The 15,914-nt window shown below is 54.7% G+C and carries 15 protein-coding genes; 5 read left to right on the top strand and 10 right to left on the bottom strand.

Translation table 11 applies throughout. The features are described from left to right. Position 1: 1 nt before the first annotated feature. The 3 genes from ACFE7X_RS05385 to ACFE7X_RS05375 form a co-directional block, all read right to left on the bottom strand. Positions 2–334, bottom strand: coding sequence for a circadian clock KaiB family protein (locus ACFE7X_RS05385; RefSeq protein ID WP_375434640.1), 333 nt, complete (start codon positions 332–334; stop codon positions 2–4). Between the two features lie 7 nt (positions 335–341). Next, positions 342–2,075, bottom strand: coding sequence for a circadian clock protein KaiC (gene kaiC, locus ACFE7X_RS05380; RefSeq protein WP_375434639.1), 1,734 nt, complete (start codon positions 2,073–2,075; stop codon positions 342–344). A gap of 227 nt (positions 2,076–2,302) precedes the next feature. After that, positions 2,303–3,133, bottom strand: coding sequence for a hypothetical protein (locus ACFE7X_RS05375; RefSeq protein ID WP_375434638.1), 831 nt, complete (start codon positions 3,131–3,133; stop codon positions 2,303–2,305). A gap of 145 nt (positions 3,134–3,278) precedes the next feature. On the opposite strand from ACFE7X_RS05375, the gene ACFE7X_RS05370 reads away from it, so the two are divergent. Then, complete coding sequence (locus tag ACFE7X_RS05370) at positions 3,279–4,256, top strand: isopenicillin N synthase family dioxygenase (protein ID WP_375434637.1); 978 nt, start codon at positions 3,279–3,281, stop codon at positions 4,254–4,256. 367 nt (positions 4,257–4,623) lie between these two features. Beyond that, the gene (gene chrA / locus ACFE7X_RS05365; RefSeq protein ID WP_375434636.1) at positions 4,624–5,871 is read left to right on the top strand and encodes a chromate efflux transporter; all 1,248 of its coding nucleotides are present in this window, start codon (positions 4,624–4,626) and stop codon (positions 5,869–5,871) included. An 89-nt stretch (positions 5,872–5,960) separates the two neighbouring features. Here the strand turns inward: chrA and rfbA are convergent, their stop codons facing one another. The 7 genes from rfbA to prmC form a co-directional block, all read right to left on the bottom strand. Then, a complete protein-coding gene (rfbA, locus tag ACFE7X_RS05360; protein ID WP_375434635.1) occupies positions 5,961–6,839 on the bottom strand; it encodes a glucose-1-phosphate thymidylyltransferase RfbA in 879 nt (292 codons plus the stop codon). A gap of 90 nt (positions 6,840–6,929) precedes the next feature. Further along, the gene (locus ACFE7X_RS05355; RefSeq protein ID WP_375434634.1) at positions 6,930–7,937 is read right to left on the bottom strand and encodes an SDR family oxidoreductase; all 1,008 of its coding nucleotides are present in this window, start codon (positions 7,935–7,937) and stop codon (positions 6,930–6,932) included. A 108-nt stretch (positions 7,938–8,045) separates the two neighbouring features. Continuing rightward, positions 8,046–9,098, bottom strand: a complete 1,053-nt coding sequence (rfbB, locus tag ACFE7X_RS05350) for a dTDP-glucose 4,6-dehydratase (RefSeq protein WP_375434633.1) — start codon at positions 9,096–9,098, stop codon at positions 8,046–8,048. Positions 9,099–9,169: 71 nt separating this feature from the next. Then, positions 9,170–10,192: a UDP-glucose 4-epimerase GalE gene (gene galE / locus ACFE7X_RS05345; RefSeq protein WP_375434632.1), complete on the bottom strand. Its 1,023-nt coding sequence runs from the start codon at positions 10,190–10,192 to the stop codon at positions 9,170–9,172. A gap of 86 nt (positions 10,193–10,278) precedes the next feature. Further along, positions 10,279–11,574 (bottom strand): nucleotide sugar dehydrogenase, encoded by a 1,296-nt coding sequence (locus ACFE7X_RS05340; protein ID WP_375434631.1) that lies wholly within the window; start codon positions 11,572–11,574, stop codon positions 10,279–10,281. A gap of 46 nt (positions 11,575–11,620) precedes the next feature. Next, positions 11,621–12,214: an acyltransferase gene (locus tag ACFE7X_RS05335; RefSeq protein ID WP_375434630.1), complete on the bottom strand. Its 594-nt coding sequence runs from the start codon at positions 12,212–12,214 to the stop codon at positions 11,621–11,623. A 309-nt stretch (positions 12,215–12,523) separates the two neighbouring features. Then, positions 12,524–13,381, bottom strand: coding sequence for a peptide chain release factor N(5)-glutamine methyltransferase (gene prmC / locus ACFE7X_RS05330; protein WP_375434629.1), 858 nt, complete (start codon positions 13,379–13,381; stop codon positions 12,524–12,526). Positions 13,382–13,564: 183 nt separating this feature from the next. Here prmC and ribD point away from each other — a divergent pair, with 183 nt between their 5' ends. From ribD to ACFE7X_RS05315, 3 genes are all read left to right on the top strand, one after another. Further along, the gene (gene ribD / locus ACFE7X_RS05325; protein WP_375434628.1) at positions 13,565–14,602 is read left to right on the top strand and encodes a bifunctional diaminohydroxyphosphoribosylaminopyrimidine deaminase/5-amino-6-(5-phosphoribosylamino)uracil reductase RibD; all 1,038 of its coding nucleotides are present in this window, start codon (positions 13,565–13,567) and stop codon (positions 14,600–14,602) included. 227 nt (positions 14,603–14,829) lie between these two features. Continuing rightward, positions 14,830–15,312 carry a GAF domain-containing protein gene (locus ACFE7X_RS05320; RefSeq protein WP_375434627.1) on the top strand — a complete coding sequence of 161 codons (483 nt, stop codon included), beginning with the start codon at positions 14,830–14,832 and terminating at the stop codon, positions 15,310–15,312. A 29-nt stretch (positions 15,313–15,341) separates the two neighbouring features. Next, complete coding sequence (locus ACFE7X_RS05315; protein WP_375434626.1) at positions 15,342–15,866, top strand: dihydrofolate reductase family protein; 525 nt, start codon at positions 15,342–15,344, stop codon at positions 15,864–15,866. Positions 15,867–15,914: the final 48 nt, after the last annotated feature.

The following is a 15,914-nucleotide window of genomic DNA, read 5'->3' as shown; positions in this document are numbered from 1 at the left end:
GCTAACGCCCAACCTTGTTTCCGGCTGGCTTTATATCAAGCCCTACCAATACTCGTTCTTCATTGGAGAGGTCACCAATAATTTTGCGAATAGGAACAGGCACTTTCCGAACCAGCGTTGGAATAGCTAAAATCTGGTCACCTTCTGCCAATTGCGGGTTCACAAGCAAGTCAATAACCTCTAGCTGGTACCGGCCCTTTAAGTGTTGCGTGCAGTATTTTTTCAGATTGGCTATGGCTGCCACTGATTTTGCGGTTTGGCCGGCTACGTACAAGCGCAGTTCCCAATAGTCATCGTTGTGACCTGGCTCGGGGGTAGCAGATTCATTATCCATGAGAGGTCTAGGTAGTAGGTTGCGGGTCAGTTAATTCCTGCCGGTCAGCATCGGGTGAGGCAGAGGTTGACTTTCCTTTGGCAGTTGACGGCTGACGGCCTTGCTCTTGGCTGTTAATTAGCCGAAACTCTTCTTCCACCGATTCAAACTCGGTGCGCAGGTTAGCAATGGTTGCTTCCAGTACCCGGCGGCGGCGCTCCAACTCTCGGTCTTTGCGTTCCAGTTCCTGTTGCTCGGCCACAACCTGCGCCTGTTCCTGTAGCCGCCGAGCTAGCCGGCTAGCCCCCGTCACGATGCCCGTCGGCCCCACTACCACATCCAACAACTGAATGCCTTTGTCGGTGATAATGAATTCCCGCACTTGGTTGGAATGCGCCATACCCCGCGACTTCAGAATGCTCAGCCCCCGGTTTCGTTCGCCAATACCCTCTAGGTCCCGCACACTAACCCACGTATCCACCAGCGAAGAAACCCCTTCCTCGGTGGTATCCAGTTGCATGCTACCGCTGATCAGGGAAGTGAACAGGGCGGTGATATTGTTGACTTTCAGAAAATCGATGAGGCGCGTGAGCATACTTCGCACCTCCGTCACATTACCCACATTGATAAGGTTACTAATGGGGTCGATGACGACAGCAGTAGGCTTAAACTCCCCTACCAACTTATGGATCGTGACCAAGTGCCGCTCTAGGCCGTTGAGCGTTGGTCGGGAAGCTTCAATCAGTAGCCGACCTTCTTGCAGGTGAGGCTTTAGATCGATACTTACAGAATGCATATTGCGCACCAGTTGCTGCGGCGACTCCTCGAACGCGAAGTAGAGGCAGCGCCCGCCCTGAAGGCAAATTTCCTGTGCAAAAGCAGCCGCTAAAGTGGTTTTGGCGGTACCAGCCGTCCCCGTCAGCAAGATGCTACTGCCTTCGTAGAAGCCCTTGCGGCCGAACATTTCATCTAGGGCCGGAATGCCCGTCGATACGATCTGGTCGGAAACCTCATGTTCGAGCTTGAGCGACGTGACCGGTAAAACGGAAATTCCGTCCTCGGTTATCAGATAGGGATACTCGTTGGTGCCGTGGGTGCTGCCGCGGTACTTCACAACGCGCAGCCGGCGGGTGGTAATTTGGTCGATAACGCGGTTATCGAGCAGAATCACGCAATCCGACACATATTCTTCCAACCCTTGCCGGGTGAGGGAGCCTTCGCCACGCTCGGCCGTAATTACCGTCGTCACGCCCTTGTCTTTCAGCCAGCGAAACAAGCGCCGAATCTCGGAGCGCAATACTGCCTGGTTGGGAAACCCAGAAAAAAGAGCTTCAATTGTGTCGAGCACAACCCGCTTGGCCCCAATAGAATCAATGGCATACCCTAAGCGAATAAACAAGCCATCCAAATCGTACTCTCCGGTTTCCTCTATCTCCGACCGGTCGACGTGTACATGGTCGACGCGCAACATTTTTTGAGCTTGCAACTCCGGTAAGTCGAAGCCGAGCGAGGCCACGTTGGCAGCCAGTTCTTCGGCGGTTTCTTCGAAAGCCATCAAAACGCCGGGTTCCCCAAAGCTAAGAGCACCGCGCACCAAAAACTCGATGCCCATCAGGGTTTTGCCGCAACCAGCACTACCGCAAATCAGTGTGGGTCGTCCTTTGGGCAGCCCTCCTTCCGTAATCTCATCGAGGCCCTCGATACCCGTGGGGGCCTTTGGCAACATGACAAGCCCGGAGGGAGCAGTAAGATTTTCTTGCATAAAGAGAAAATGTAGCGGCCCACAGCAAGCACTGTAGGTATCGATATTACGTAGTTTAACTTGATTTAGACGAGCTGTTCAACTCACTTAGCAAAATCCACTCTCGTCTGACAAGCGAAGGTACGACGTTGTAGCGGACCTGCGCCCACTCATTCCCTATTAAGACGAGGAACAAGCAGGCGCGAAACTTAACCTCTTTCTGTAGAATACCGATGAGCACCCGCCATTTAAGGCTGTAGCGAAAAGCTGCGCGTAACGGAATTGAAGGGGCCATCTATTAGTTTTCCGCCAGCATCTACCAGTTCCAGCTTCACCGTATTCTCTCCCATAGGCAAACCTTCCATCATGTATGGGGCCCATTGATCGAGCATAAATTCGTTGCCATTGATAGTGGCTCGAACTTGGGTGCCACCCGGCTCGATGGTAGTGTTGACGAGGTAGAAATCCAACATCACCTTTTGCGTGTCTTTGCCGGTGTATACGTCTTTGGGGCGGCTGTAGAAAAGATGGGGTGCTTTCAAGTCGAAGGTGGGGGTACTGGGCGCCGTTTTTCCTACCGTTACGAGGCGCAAATCGTAAGCTCCACGGTGCTTGAGACTTTCGTGGTAGGAGCGCGACAGGAAGGATAGCACCACGTGCTGACCATCGACTACATTCTTGGTGAAGCCGGTTTCGTAGTGCGCCGTGTACGGCTCGTTGTCGACGATATTGTGAATGTGCTGCCCCTTCATTGAGTTAGCCATTTCCTCGGAGTGCATGCCGCCACTCATTTTGGTTAAAAGGAAGTTGGTTATCTCGTACTTGAAAGGCACTGCTCCACTTGGCGCTGTAGAACCGGTGGCAGGTGTGCTCATGCGCAGTTGCGCCGTTGGGAATTTGGGCGAGTCAAAAAAGGGCGTCAGGCGCAATCCATTTTTCTCCATACTCGCGGCCGATATAGTAGTTGGCACAGAGGAGGAGGTGGCAACCGAAGTGGCTTCGGTGACTTGCTTGGCTGCGTCGCAGGCTACCAGCGCCAACAAGAGAAGAGAACTTAATAATCGTGTAGAAATTTGCATAGAAAAGAAAATGAAGGAAAAAGTAAGAACTGACTTGTTATGTTATAGTAAAACTCGAAGAACTAGCTACGCCCAAACGACGTTCGATTTTTGAGTACCTTGCGCAACACCCATTCATTGTTCAAAAGTATAGTGATTTTCCAAGATGGCAGACAAATTGCTGGAAGAAATTCCTTCCCTCGACCTCGCAGACTTCCGTTCCGGTGATTCTGAGCGTAAAGCCCGCTTCGTACGGCAACTCGGCGAAGCCTACCAGAGCATTGGCTTTGTGGCTCTCAAGAATCATGGCCTCACCGAAGAGCAGACCCAAGCTCTCTATGCTGACGTAAAAGCGTTTTTTTCATTACCTGACGAGCGTAAGCAGCGTTATGAGAATCCGGAGTTGGCTGGTCAGCGCGGCTACATCAGCAAGGGCAAAGAGCACGCCAAAGGCCGCAACACCGGCGACCTAAAGGAGTTCTATCACGTCGGCCAGGAAGTGGAAGATGCCGACGACCCGATTGGCAAGGAATATCCGGCCAACATTTGGCCCGAGGAAGTACCGACCTTCCAAAAAAGCACTTTTACCACGTACCGCACCTTGGAAGCTGCCGGTAAAGACGTGCTTCGCGCTATTGCCTTGTACTTGAATCTGCCCGAAAACTACTTCGACGACAAGGTGCGCAACGGCAACAGTATTCTGCGTCCTATTCACTACTTCCCCATCGAAAATCCGGACGCTGTACCGGCCGATGCCGTTCGCGCTGCCGAGCACGGCGACATCAACCTGATTACGCTGCTAATGGGCGCCAGCGCCGACGGCTTGCAAGTGAAGCGCCGCGACGACAAGTGGATTCCCATTACGGCTCTCCCCGACCAGATTGTGGTGAACGTGGGCGACATGTTGCAGCGCCTCACCAACGGCGTGCTGAAAAGCACCATTCACCGCGTAGTGAACCCACCCCGCGAGAAGATGAACTCTTCGCGCTTCTCGGTGCCGTTCTTCATGCACCCCCGCTCGGAAATGAGCCTCGCCGCTCTCGAAAGCTGCGTTACGTCCGATAACCCGAAGAAGGAAGCCGACATCACGGCTGGGGAATTCTTGAACGAGCGTCTGATTGAGTTAGGCTTGAAGAAAAAGTAGCTTTCCGAGACAAGCCACCTGTTTGATTTCTAAAAAATTGGTGGCGCAAAAGAAAACCCGTCGGCACTTTGCCGACGGGTTTTCTTTTGCGCTAATGCATCCGTCTAAAAACAGCAGAGAAATACCCTTCGTTGTCGAGAATCAGGTGGCAAAAGCGTAGGAAGTTTCCCCATGTAGAGGTCATTCAGGCACGTTAACTTTATCGTTTCGCGCGTTGGCACACACTCGAGTTTGCAGGAAATGGATAGCTTCACTCCAGCTAAAAAACAAGTAGCTCTTGAAAGTAGACAATGGTTTTTTCGCGTACTTACCAATACCAGCCCGGTTGAACAACTCGAAACGATCATCAGAAACTGCCATTCCGCCAGTGCTTTTCACCCCACCCGCGCCGCCACCTACCGAAGTCAAGCTTAGTCCGCCACCCGGACGCAGGCTACGCACTCGTCGGGTACGGGGTATTATTTTCCTGAAAGATGTGGCCGCCCTGGCCTGCACTGCTTTCGGTGGGCCACAAGCCCACACCGCCATGATGCTCCGTCTGCTCGTGGACAAGCGCCGGTATCTGACCTCGGCTGAGCTGCTGGAAATCATGGCGCTGTGTCAACTGCTACCGGGTCCGACCTCCACCCAAACCATTACGGCCATTGGCTTCCGGCTAGGAGGCCCCAACCTAGCGTACCTCACGCTGTTCGTCTGGATGCTGCCGGCCGTCACCATTATGACGGCGGCCGGCATGGCCATGAGCTACCTCGACAAGGAGCAGGTAGCCGGACTGGTGCAATACATTCAGCCTATTGCCGTAGGCTTTGTGGCTTACTCAGCTTACAAGATTGCCGAAAAGGTTATCCACACCAAGACTTCGGTGGCGCTGATGGTGACGGCGGCCCTGCTGGCCTATCGTTTCCAGCTACCAACGGTGCTGCCGCTGCTGCTATTAGGCGGTGGGCTCGTTACTACCTTCCGCTACCGCAAGCTCACGCCAGTGGTTGACAAACAGCCGCTACGCATCGAATGGGCCAACTTTATATTGTGGATAGGCGTGCTGGTGGGCGCAGCCGTGCTGGGACATTACACGCGGGAGCTACCCGTACTGCTCTTCGAGAATTTCTACCGCAACGGCTCCTTGGTATTTGGGGGGGGGCAAGTGCTGGCTCCGCTGCTATTTGCCGAGTTCGTAGAGTTCAAGCATTATCTCACTGCCCCCGAGTTTCTTTCCGGGTATGGCCTAACCCAAGCGTTGCCCGGGCCTAATTTTGCTTTCGCTTCTTACATCGGGGCGCTGGCCATGCGTGACTACGGGCTTGGGGGTCAGATACTAGGGGGCTTGGTAGCGGCGGCTGGTATTTTCATGCCGGGCACGCTTCTTATCTTCTTTCTCATCCGGTTCTGGGACCAACTCAAGCAGTACCGCGTCGTGAAGGCGTCTTTGGAGGGCGTGAATGCCGTATCAGCCGGGCTGGTGTGCGCAGCGGTATTCCTGCTCTACCATCCCCTACCCGACACCCCTATTAACCTAGGCCTCATTGGCGTTACCTTTATGCTCTTGCTCTGGGAGAAAGTACCTTCTTACGCCATAGTAGCAGCGGGGCTGCTGGCAGGTGCTTTATTCAACTAGCCTGTAACACCCAACAGGGAGGCCCCAACGACAAGCTTTCAATATTAGCAAGCTTGTCGTTGGGGCCTCCCTGTTGGGTGCTTTAAGCGCTATTCCTGCACCACTAAGTGCTCCGGTAGTTGCATCAGATAGTCTCCGTAGCCGCTCTTGCGCAGAGGTTCGGCTATCTTGCGAAGCTGATCGGCGTCGATAAAGCCCTGGCGGTAAGCGGCCTCCTCGATAGAGCCTACCTTCAACCCCTGGCGCTGCTCTAACACCCGCACGAACTCACCGGCTTGCATCAGGCTTTCAAATGTGCCGGTGTCGAGCCAGGCGGTGCCCCGGCCGAGGATACCTACTTTCAGCTTGCCCCGGCGCAAATATTCCTGGTTGACGTCCGTAATTTCGTATTCCCCACGCGGACTCGGCTTCAAGTCGCGGGCTATTTCAATGACATCGTTGTCGTAGAAGTAGAGGCCTGGAACCGCATAATTGCTTTTCGGCTGCTTGGGCTTTTCCTCGATGCTGAGGGCTTTTCTGTCGGCGTCAAACTCCACTACGCCGTACCGCTCGGGGTCGTGCACATGGTAGGCGTACACCACGCCGCCGTCCGGACTGTTATTGGATTTCAACAGTTCTTCCATGCCTTCGCCGTGGAAGATATTGTCGCCAAGCACCAGCGCTACCTTGTCGTCGCCAATAAAATCAGCGCCAAGCACGAAGGCTTGGGCCAAGCCGTTGGGCACTTCTTGAATGGTATACTGGAAGTTGCACCCTAGATTTTTGCCGTCACCAAGCAGCTTCTGGAACTGCGCCTGGTCGTGAGGCGTGGTGATAATGAGAATGTCTTTGATGCCGGCCATCATCAGAATCGAAAGCGGATAATAAATCATCGGCTTGTCGTAGACGGGCATGAGCTGCTTGCTCACAGCTAGGGTAAGTGGGTGCAAACGAGTACCGGAGCCGCCGGCGAGGATGATGCCTTTCATGTTGAGTGGTTGAATTGCTAAATCGTTAAGTGGTAGGCAGCTTTAAAGCCCTCGAATAATTAACTCGGTAGTTATTCTGCCATTTAACAGCTAGTTTCTGACTGCTATAAACTCCTCATTAGCCTTAAACCAGGCTAGCGTTTGTTGCAGTCCTTCCCGAATGCGAATTTCAGGATTGTACCCAAGCAGTGTTTGTGCTTTACTGATATCGGCCAAGGAATCACGAATGTCGCCGGGCCGGTCGGGGCCGTACTCAGGGGTGATGGTAGAGCCGGCTTCCTCTTTCAGGATGTTGAACAGGTCGTTGAGGGACGTGCGGTCGGCCACGGCTATGTTGTAGACTTGATTCACTGCTTCCGGATTCTGCACGAGGGCCGCCTTGATGTTGGCTTGCACGCAGTTCTCCACGAAGGTGAAGTCACGGGTCTGGCCCCCGTCGCCGTTCATACGTGGCGGCTTGCCTTCCAACACCGCATCAATGAAGAGCGGAATAACGGCTGCGTAGGCTCCGTTGGGGTCTTGGCGCGGGCCGAAGATGTTGAAGTAGCGCAGCCCGATAATTTCCATGCCGTACGTTTTACCAAACACATCGGCATATAGCTCGTTGGCGTACTTGGTAACCGCGTACGGAGAGAGGGGCTTGCCAATCCGGTCCTCTACTTTGGGTAGAGCTTTATGGTCGCCGTAAGTGGACGAGGAAGCGGCGTACACAAACCGCTTAATACCTGCCTCTTTCGCCCCAACCAGCATGTTCACGAAGCCGCCCACATTCACATCGTTGGTGGTGATGGGGTCGTTGATGGAGCGTGGGACAGAGCCCAAAGCCGCTTGGTGCAGCACAATGTCGATGCCGCGGCAGGCGTCCACGCAGGTTTGCCGGTCCCGAATGTCGCCTTCAATGACACGCAGCGCCGGGTTGCCTTCAAACAGCGCTACATTTTTGCGGAAGCCGTTGGAATAGTTGTCGAGTACACGCACCTCTTTGGCGCCGTGTTTCAGCAGGTACTCCACCAGATTGGAGCCAATGAACCCGGCTCCGCCCGTTACCAAGAAAGCTAGATTGTCGAGCGGCTGGTCGTGAAAAGGAAGGTCGTACATTATTCAATTAGAAATTGAGAATTAAAAACTGAGAATTAAGCTTCAAAACAGCTATCATATACCTTGGACAGCATTCTTGATTTTTAATTCTCGATTTCTAATTGCGTGCTAGCGTGCGTATTGCGTGCGGTAATAATCCTGATAGGCGCCGCTGGTCACGTTTTGCAGCCAAGCCTCGTTTTCCAAGTACCAGTCCACCGTCTGGGAGAGGCCTTCTTCGAATGTTACCGAGGGTTTCCAGCCTAGCTCGTTCATGATTTTGCTGCTGTCGATGGCGTAGCGCAAATCGTGGCCCGCCCGGTCCGTCACGAAGGTGATGAGTTTGCGGGAAGTGCCTTTCTCTTTGCCCGTTTTCTCGTCCAGTGTGTCGCAGAGCAAGTGAATGAGTTTGATATTGGTCCACTCGTTTACGCCGCCGATGTTGTAGGTATCCCCTACTTTGCCTTTGTGAAACACAGCGTCGATGGCCATAGCGTGGTCTTTCACGAACAGCCAGTCGCGCACGTTTTCGCCTTTACCGTACACGGGTACCGGCTGGCCGTGCTGAATGCGGTGAATAGCCAGCGGAATCAGCTTCTCGGGGAAGTGGTTCGGGCCGTAGTTGTTGGAGCAGTTACTGAGCTTGATGGGCAAGCCATAGGTATGGTGCCAAGCGCGCACAAAGTGGTCGGAAGCTGCCTTGGAAGCGGAATACGGGGAGCGAGGATCGTAGGAGGTTTCTTCGGTGAACATCTCCGGGCCGAAGTCCAACGAGCCGTACACTTCATCGGTGCTGACGTGGTAGAATGTTTTGCCTTCGTAGCCGAGCGGCTTCCACAGGTTTTTGGCGGCCTGCAACAGGTTAACGGTGCCCAGCACGTTGGTCTTTACGAAAGCCAGCGGGTCGGTGATACTCCGGTCGACGTGGCTTTCGGCGGCTAGGTGGATAACTGCATCCGGCTCTTCAACGGCAAAAAGCTGATCCACGAATGCCTGGTCGGTGATGTCGCCTTTCACCAACCGGTAATTGGGCGCCTCTTCAATATCACGCAGGTTTTCCAGGTTGCCGGCATACGTGAGGGCATCGAGGTTCAGGATCTGATACGCTGGATACTTGGTCACGAACAAACGCACCACATGCGACCCAATGAAACCAGCCCCGCCGGTGATAATGATTTTCATCTTGTTGATTGTTAATTTGTTTGGTAGTTAAATAGCTAACTGTTCTAGTAGCTATTTAACACTTCATTTATTTAGCTTTTCAAGCTTTGCTGCCACTTCCAGGCGCTAGCCAATGCCTCATCAAGAGAAGAAGTGGTTTGGAAACCCAACACTTCGGTGGCCTTCTTGACGTCGGCGTAGATGGCGGGCACGTCGCCGGGCCGAGCCGGACCGATGGTGTAGTTCAGCTTAACACCCGTGGCACGCTCAAATGCCTGCACTACCTCTAGCACACTGTTGCCCCGACCCGTTCCCACGTTGAACGTTTCGAGGGTCTCGCCTTTCTGGTCGAGCAGGCGCTGAACGGCTACTACGTGCGCTTTGGCGAGGTCCACGACGTGCAAATAATCCCGGATGTTGGTGCCATCGGGCGTGTCGTAGGTGTCGCCGAAGATGGTGAGTTTCTCCCGAATACCAGCGGCGGTTTGGGTGATAAAGGGCACTAGGTTTTGCGGCACGCCGAGCGGCAATTCCCCAATTTTAGCGGAAGCGTGGGCCCCGATTGGGTTGAAGTAGCGCAACAGAATAGTACGGAGCTTGTTGGTAGGCGCCGCCGCAATGTCGGTGAGGATATCCTCGCACATTTGCTTGGTAGCACCGTAGGGCGAGCTAGCCTTTTTGGTAGGGGTCTGCTCGGTAACCGGCAAAGCATCGGGGATGCCATACACCGTGCACGACGAAGAAAACACCAGCGCCTCTACCCCAAATTCGCGCATCACCGACACCAGCGTCAGCAACGAATTCAGGTTGTTGCGGTAATATTCCAGCGGCTTCTGCACCGACTCACCCACCGCTTTAAAGGCCGCAAAGTGAATTACGCCGCGCAGGTTGCCTTCTTCGGCAAACACGGCCCGCAACGCTTCTTCATCGTTGCAGTCGATGTTGTGGCTTGGCACCCGCACACCCAGAATAGATTCGATACCATCCAACACCGACTCTTGCGAATTGCTGAAGTTGTCGACTATGACGGGCTGAAAACCAGCTTCATACAACTCCACTACGGCATGAGAGCCAATGTACCCCGCTCCCCCCGTGACCAATATCTTCGTGCGCATTTTTTCGGGTTTTATGGTTTAATTGTTAAATGGCTGGCCGTTCAGCAGGCATCCATTCAACAATTCAACAATTCAACAATTCAACCTTACAAACTCCAGTACTGCATCTGCTGAATCTTGCCGCGGAACAGACCTTTAATATCTACCAGCACAGCTTTTTCCGACGTAATCGACTTGAAATATGCCTCGTCCTTGGTAGTATACGGCTGGTGGCTAACGGCTACAATGACGCCATCGTAATCATCACGGACTTCGGCGGCGGGCGTGAGGCGGAACCCGTACTCGTGGTGCAACTCGTCGGAGCTGGCATGCGGGTCGACAATATCGACGTTTACGGAGAAGTTTTTTAGCTCCTGGATGACGTCGGCCACTTTCGAGTTACGAATGTCTTCCACGTTTTCCTTGAAGGTGGCCCCCATTACCAGCACGCGGCTACGAGCTACGTCTTTACCCTGCCGAATCATCATCTGCACCGTTTTGCGGGCTATATAGGCCCCCATGTTGTCGTTGGTGGTGCGGCCGCTCAGAATAACCTTGGCATCATAGCCCAACTCTTTGGCCTTGTATGTCAAGTAATAAGGGTCGACGCCGATGCAGTGTCCACCCACCAAGCCGGGCGAAAACTTCAGGAAGTTCCACTTGGTACCGGCCGCTTCCAGCACCTCGTAGGTGTTGATGTTCATTCGGTCGAAAATCATCGACAGCTCGTTCATCAACGCAATATTGACGTCGCGCTGGGTGTTTTCAATGATCTTGGCGGCTTCGGCCACCTTGATGCTGCTGGCCCGGTGCACCCCGGCTTTCACTACCAGCTCGTAAGTTTTGGCAATGCAGTCCAGCGACTCGTCGTCGCAGCCCGCTACCACTTTCACGATGCTGGACAGCGTATGCTCTTTGTCGCCGGGGTTGATGCGCTCGGGCGAGTAGCCCACCTTGAAGTCTTCGTGAAATTTCAGGCCTGACAGTTTTTCCATTACCGGAATGCAATCGTCTTCGGTGCAGCCGGGGTATACGGTGCTTTCAAACACCACATAATCGCCTTTCTTCAGCACTTTGCCTACCGAAGTGGATGCGCCAAGCAGCGGCTTGAGGTCGGGCTGCGCGTGCTCGTCGATGGGCGTAGGCACGGCTACCACGTAAAAGGTGGCTTCCCGCAGCACCTCCAGCGAGTCGGTGAAGGTAATGTCACAGCCTTCGAAATCCTCGGGCTCCAACTCGCCGCTCGGGTCGATGTGGTTGCGCATCATCTCCACGCGCTTGGCATTGATATCGAAACCAATTACTTGCAGTTTACGGGCAAATTCGAGGGCAATGGGCAAGCCCACATATCCAAGACCAATAACGGCCAATTTTGCTTGTTTCTGAATAAGTTGCTCGTACACAGAGTAGGGTCTTAGGATCTTAAACTAATATTCTTTCCAGAAACTTTCACGAGTCGGATCCGACGCGACCAACCTGGCCGTCGGCTAGTACATATTGCTCCCCGCTTTCGGGACAAGTAGCGCGGCCAGCTTCGTTGAAGGCGAGCTGGTGACCGTGGGCGCTCATCCAGCCGCGCCAACGAGCCGGATTGCCATACACCAGTGCGTACGCCTGCACATCCTTGGTAACCACCGAGCCAGCTCCCACAAAGGCGTACTCGCCTAGCTGCACCCCGCACACAATGGTGGCATTGGCGCCAATGCTTGCTCCGCGCCCTATGGTTGTTGGCTGATACTCGTGCCGACGCACCACAGCAGCGCGGGGATTGAGGACGTTAGTAAACACGGCGGAAGGCCCGATAAACACGTCGTCGGCACATTCCACCCCCATGTACAAGCTTACATTGTTTTGCACCTTCACATTACGCCCTAATCGTACCCCATCCGCCACAAACACATTCTGACCCAAGCTGCATCCTTCGCCTAGCTCAGCACCAGGGCTGAGGTGGCAAAAGTGCCAGATGCGGCTACCTGCCCCAATGCGGCACCCGTCGTCGAGGACGGCGGTGGGATGCGCAAAGTAAGGCAACGTATCGGGCATAGGCGGGCGTTGGTTTTCAGCCCGCAAAGGTAGGGCTTTTAGAAGTTTACCGCGGAAATCGAGTTAAACTCTTTGAGTTTTCTCCTGATTTTCAACGTTTACCAGCCTTAAGTTTTTCTATTTCTCGAGTCTATCTTTTCAAGGGGCAATTGCTACTTATTTAGGTGCTATTTCCGCTACTAGCCGCCTACTAGTGCAAAGACGCCTACTGGCGTCTCGACGTGCGCGCCACATGCTCGGGTCCGGTCGTTCACCGCCGAGAAGCAAGCAGGTGTCTCTACCCCGATCGGTATCAAGGCGAACAGCTCCTCAGTTAGGCCAGGTAGCACGTACCATTCGCGCTTTATCGAATATATCGGGGCGGGCTGCTACGGCGGTGTAGCCCAATTCAGTTAGAAGACATACGGTCTCGGGGGCGTACTGCTCGTTGATTTCAAAGTACAGCTTACCTCCTAGCTTCAGGAGCGTAGTGCCTAGCATAGCAATGCGGCGGTAGAACAGCAGCGGGTCGTTGTCGGGCACGAACAGGGCCGTGGCGGGCTCGAAATTCAGCACATTGGGACGCAGCAGGGCCCGTTCGTTTTCCAGCACGTACGGCGGGTTGCTCACCAGTACATCCAAGGTGTGCGCCGCTATTCCCCGCGGACTTTCGTTTAGAATATCGACTTGTTGAAAGTCGATTTCGCAGCCGTAGCGCACGGCATTGCGGCGTGCCACGGCCAGCGCTTCGCTGGAAATATCCACGGCGGTAACCTGCGTAGGCTGCAAGGCGCGGCACAGCGCCAATGGAATGCAGCCGCTGCCCGTGCCCACGTCCAACACCGAATTCACCTGGCTGCATTCCTGAACGATGAGTTGCACCAGCTCTTCGGTTTCGGGCCGCGGGATAAGCGTGGCGGGTGTCACCTCCAGGGCCATATCCAGAAACCAAGCCTCCCCCAGCACATATTGCAGCGGCTCGTGGCGCAGCAGCCGGGCTTCTAAGGCGGGCAACTGCTCTTGCACTTCTTGCGGCACTACTTCCTGCGCTTGCATGCGGCGCTGCAACGGCGTGACGCCAAGCAGATGCTCTAGCACCAAACCAGCAATGCTGTTAGCTTCCGACGCCGGATAAATGGCTTCCAGCGACGAGGCAAGAGTAAGAGAAAGTTGGCGAAGCGTAGACATCAGGCGAAAGTAGCGGGAAATAGGTGCTGCACCGAGCACAGGGACGTCCGTTCTCAGCAACACCAATTGATGCTGAACCGGAAACCACAAAAAACCATAGGAAACCACACGACACTTGCTCCGCAAGTACGCCAAGCCAGCGCTTAACGTTACTTTCGCTTGTCCTATCCTCCCGCCCTCCCCATGCCCACTCCCTTCGATTACCTTATGATGCGTCGCGCCCTCGACTTGGCGCGGCTTGGCACCGGCTATACTCGGCCCAACCCCTTGGTAGGCTGCGTTGTAACGCACGAAGGCCGTATTATCGGGGAGGGGTGGCACCGGCAATACGGCGGCCCCCATGCCGAGGTAAATGCGCTAGCTGCCGTGGCCGATGAAGCGCTACTACCCCAGAGCCGCGTCTACGTGACGCTGGAGCCCTGCGCCCACCACGGCAAAACGCCGCCCTGCGCCGATTTGCTGGTGGCCAAAGGGGTGGCCGAAGTGGTGGTATGCAACCTCGACCCCAATCCGCTGGTAGCCGGCCGCGGCCTTGCAACGCTGCGCGCCGCCGGCATTCACGTCGAGACAGGCTTGCTGGAAGCGGAAGGGCGTTGGCTGAACCGGCGCTTTTTCACGTCGCAAGAGAAAAAGCGGCCTTACGTGGTCCTGAAGTGGGCCGAAACGGCGGACGGCTACTTAGCAGGTCCCTATTTTCAGCCGGTGCCCATCAGCGGAGACCTCGCGCGGATAGCCGTGCACCAGTGGCGGGCCGAAGAGCAAGCCATCCTGGTTGGTACCCGCACCGCCCTCCACGACAATCCGCACCTGAACGTGCGCGAGTGGCCCGGCCTTAATCCTACGCGCGTTGTTATCGACAAAAATCTAAGCTTGCCGCCTACGCACCATCTCTTCGATGGCAAGCAGCCAACCGTGGTGTACACCTACCGCGAAAAGACCAATAAACCCCATCTTGATTACGTGATGCTGTCAGAGGCCGAAGACTTGTTTCCGCAGATTCTGGGCAGTCTTCACCAGCGCAATGTGCAGTCGGTGCTGGTGGAAGGTGGTCCCACGGTACTGAACTCGTTGTTGAAAGATGGCCTGTGGGACGAAATTCGGGTGCTGCGGAGCCCCGGGCGGCTAGCTGGCGGCGTGCCGGCCCCGAAGCCCGGTCTTAGTGGCCTGCGCGAACACCGCCAGCTCGGCGACGACGAGTTGTTTGTGTATGTGAATAAATAACTGTCAGGAAGCCATAAGGTGGAGGTAGCAATACGAAGGAACCTTTGTAACCCTCGCTCATTATTTTGTGTTCTTTATTGCTACACTACCTTCCCAACTACGTACCCGGCGAAGCTGCTCGGATATTCTATTCGCCCATCCTGCTTGTTCTGGCGTCCGCTGGTCGAAGCAGGACGGACGATAAAATTTCCAATAGCCTCACCCTCAGCTAATATTCTTGAAATACAATGGCCGAAGAACTCACGCTTGATACCACTCTCACTAAAGCCGAGCAGTACCGCCAGCTTTTGCCTCAGATTGAAGCGCTGACAACCGGCGAGCCGGACTTAGTGGCCAACCTAGCTAACACCGTGGCAGCGTTACGGCAAGCCTTCGGTTTTTTCTGGGTTGGGTTTTATGTGGTGAAAGACAACGAACTAGTACTCGGTCCGTTTCAGGGCCCTATTGCCTGCACCCGCATTCGGCACGGCAAAGGCGTATGCGGCAGCAGTTGGGCCCAAGCCCAAACGCTGGTGGTACCCGACGTAGAGCAGTTTCCTGGCCACATTGCGTGCAGCTCGGAGTCGAAGTCTGAGATTGTAGTGCCCGTATTAAAAGACGGCGGCGTAGTGGCGGTGCTCGACGTGGACAGCGACCAACTCAACGACTTCGACCACGACGATCAGCAGGCATTGGAGCAGTTGATGACTCTAGCGGCGCGCTGGTTTTAACCTTCCTGCTTCTCGCTTCTTGACGATAGATGCGCAAAGTCGTTTTCTACGTGGCGGCTAGCCTCGATGGCTACATTGCCTCGCCCGATGGCTCGGTGGATTGGCTACCAGTCCCGCCGCCGGGCGAGGACTACAGCTATACCAACTTTATGGCTTCCGTTGATGCTACTCTGCTTGGCCGCACCACTTACGACCAGGTACTCACCTTTGGCGAGTGGCCTTACCCGGCGCTAACCAGCTACGTCTTCACCCACAATCCGCCACCAGAAACTGCCAGTGCATCCGTTGAGTTTGTGGTCGAAGATCCAGCTGAATTTGTTGCGAAGCTGCGGCAGAAAGCGGGAAACACTATTTGGCTGGTTGGCGGCAGTATGCTGGCAGCCCCATTGCTAGCCGCCGGGCTAGTAGATGAGGTGATGCTTTTTGTAGTACCTCGGCTATTAGGCACTGGCATCCCACTGTGGGGCCAGCAGGGCCATCCGCAGCCGCTCAAACTCCTGCGCACTCATACCTGGCCCGACGGCATGACGTTGCTTCACTACAGCCTCGTCTGAGACGCATGCAAATTGGCTACCGATAGTCGATAGCGCTGCTCTTCTGTT

It is taken from the genome of uncultured Hymenobacter sp., assembly GCF_964242765.1.
GTDB lineage: Bacteria > Bacteroidota > Bacteroidia > Cytophagales > Hymenobacteraceae > Hymenobacter.
Note: the sequence above shows the minus strand (reverse complement) of the source record. Positions and strands in the feature narration are given on the sequence as shown.

Coding starts and splice junctions, on each gene's coding strand:
- ACFE7X_RS05385 (WP_375434640.1), bottom strand. CDS start 334: ATGGATAATGAATCTGCTACCCCCGAGCCAGGTCACAACGATGACTAT.
- kaiC (WP_375434639.1), bottom strand. CDS start 2,075: ATGCAAGAAAATCTTACTGCTCCCTCCGGGCTTGTCATGTTGCCAAAG.
- ACFE7X_RS05375 (WP_375434638.1), bottom strand. CDS start 3,133: ATGCAAATTTCTACACGATTATTAAGTTCTCTTCTCTTGTTGGCGCTG.
- ACFE7X_RS05370 (WP_375434637.1), top strand. CDS start 3,279: ATGGCAGACAAATTGCTGGAAGAAATTCCTTCCCTCGACCTCGCAGAC.
- rfbA (WP_375434635.1), bottom strand. CDS start 6,839: ATGAAAGGCATCATCCTCGCCGGCGGCTCCGGTACTCGTTTGCACCCA.
- ACFE7X_RS05355 (WP_375434634.1), bottom strand. CDS start 7,937: ATGTACGACCTTCCTTTTCACGACCAGCCGCTCGACAATCTAGCTTTC.
- rfbB (WP_375434633.1), bottom strand. CDS start 9,098: ATGAAAATCATTATCACCGGCGGGGCTGGTTTCATTGGGTCGCATGTG.
- galE (WP_375434632.1), bottom strand. CDS start 10,192: ATGCGCACGAAGATATTGGTCACGGGGGGAGCGGGGTACATTGGCTCT.
- ACFE7X_RS05335 (WP_375434630.1), bottom strand. CDS start 12,214: ATGCCCGATACGTTGCCTTACTTTGCGCATCCCACCGCCGTCCTCGAC.
- prmC (WP_375434629.1), bottom strand. CDS start 13,381: ATGTCTACGCTTCGCCAACTTTCTCTTACTCTTGCCTCGTCGCTGGAA.
- ribD (WP_375434628.1), top strand. CDS start 13,565: ATGCCCACTCCCTTCGATTACCTTATGATGCGTCGCGCCCTCGACTTG.
- ACFE7X_RS05320 (WP_375434627.1), top strand. CDS start 14,830: ATGGCCGAAGAACTCACGCTTGATACCACTCTCACTAAAGCCGAGCAG.
- ACFE7X_RS05315 (WP_375434626.1), top strand. CDS start 15,342: ATGCGCAAAGTCGTTTTCTACGTGGCGGCTAGCCTCGATGGCTACATT.